This window comes from Sphingomonas sp., from assembly GCF_025353885.1.
Lineage (GTDB): Bacteria > Pseudomonadota > Alphaproteobacteria > Sphingomonadales > Sphingomonadaceae > Sphingomonas_O.
The window spans coordinates 1-1,652 of record NZ_JANXNX010000063.1 but is presented as its reverse complement, the minus strand read 5'-3'; the positions used below and the strand labels follow the sequence as shown (position 1 = coordinate 1,652).

At 62.5% G+C, this 1,652-nt stretch carries 1 protein-coding gene and 1 tRNA gene; one reads left to right on the top strand and one right to left on the bottom strand.

The annotated features are described in order from the left end of the window. Nucleotides 1-1,327 (bottom strand): hypothetical protein (locus tag Q0R02_RS06990; protein ID WP_293881929.1); only part of this gene is annotated, 1,327 nt, incomplete at its 3' end. Between the two features lie 129 nt (nt 1,328-1,456). On the opposite strand from Q0R02_RS06990, the gene Q0R02_RS06985 reads away from it, so the two are divergent. Continuing rightward, a tRNA-Thr gene (locus Q0R02_RS06985) sits at nt 1,457-1,529 on the top strand. Nucleotides 1,530-1,652 lie beyond the last annotated feature (123 nt).

Sequence of the window (1,652 nt, the reverse complement as noted above, 5' to 3'; positions counted from 1 at the left end):
TAATCGCCTTCAAAGCGCGGTCCAGCATCGGCTTGTCACCGTCGACGACTCCGATGACGGCGACGCGCTCGCCATCGATCCTGCGCGCGATGAGCACTACGAATTCGTCGTCCCCGGGCAGCGTCAGGATCGCCTGTGCTTCCAGCGCACGCGCCGCCTCGCGCGCCACGTCGATCTTGACAGGCTTGTCGGCCGGCCGCCGCTCACGCCGTTCCGCCGCGACGACCGCCTTCAGGCCGCCCGGATATTGATCGAGGAAATGACCCATGCCGCCCGCTGGCAACGCATGCCGTTTGGCATAGCTCAGCGCAGCTGCGAATTCGGTCAGGCGGGTCTTGTCGTATTCCGCCCCGAACACCAGTTTCACCACGGGCGTCATGGGCGCGCGTTCCTGCGCCACGATCCGCGTCGATTTCAGCAGATCGGCGTATTCCTGCACGCGATCATCGGTTAAAAGCGCAAAATCATAAGCCTGGCCCAGCGCATGATAGAGCGCGGCGCGGCCCCGGCTGTCGGCATGGCGGACGGCCTCGGCACTGGCACGAGCCGCGGTCAGCCAGTCCGCGAGACCGGTTTCTGGACCAGCAACGACCAGCATGTCTTCGGCTTCGTCTATTTCATGATCGGCAGCCGGCAATTCGCGGGCAGCGGTGACTGCCTCGCGCCGTGGCTTGGTCGCGGCTGCACTGGGCCCATCGGCCCAGACCGGCATCGTCGGTCGATGCGGTTGTGCTGCCAGTGCGGCGGCGATTTCACTTTCAATCGCGTCGGCCTGGGGCGACGGCGCCACTTCCTTCCAGTTGATCACGCCATAAATAAAATCGATGGTGTCGTCGTCGGACGACAGCGGCATCAATATTCCGCGATACATGGTGTTGTGACCGCGCGAGTTTACGAATTCGGCTTCGAAACCGACTGGAGCGCGATTGGCGATGATCTGCAGGTAATGATCGGTCAGGCGGGACAGCAACGACCGCGGGGGCACATCGGCAATCGAATCGACTTCGCCCGGCAAGTCGCATTCGGCGCGCAATTTCTGGCCCAGCCACGCGATCGAGGGCGATGACGAACCAGCCGTAAAATCGAGCAGAACACTGTGCGGGGCAAAATCCTGGCCATCTTCGGGATGGAGGTCCTCGACCGAGGGATAGGCCCGCCCGTCAAGCAGCGACGCCCAGTGATTATACGCGCGAACGTGCATCCGCCGTTCGTCGGTCCCGATCACGACAGGCGTGTCGATCCCCTGGTCTTCAATGGCAGGATCATATGCTTCCGAAACATCGGTCGCAGTGTCTCTGTCATCGGAAAAGTCGCGCATCCTGTCCATTCGGTGGTCCCAAGGTCGGTCAATCGAACCCTCAATGCCCCGAGGATGGTTACGAAGCCGTTAAGACCTAGCGCGCGCCTAAGACTTGCCCCGCCCCGGCCGCACTGATATGCGCCACCCGCACCCTGTGCCGCCTTAGCTCAGTTGGTAGAGCATCGCATTCGTAATGCGGGGGTCGTAGGTTCGAATCCTATAGGCGGCACAGGGTGCGGGTGGCGCATATCAGTGCGGCCGAGGCGGGGCAAGTCTTTGGCGCGCGCCAGGTCTTAACGGCTTCGTAACCATCCTCGGGGCATTGAGGGTTCGATTGACCGACCTTGGGACC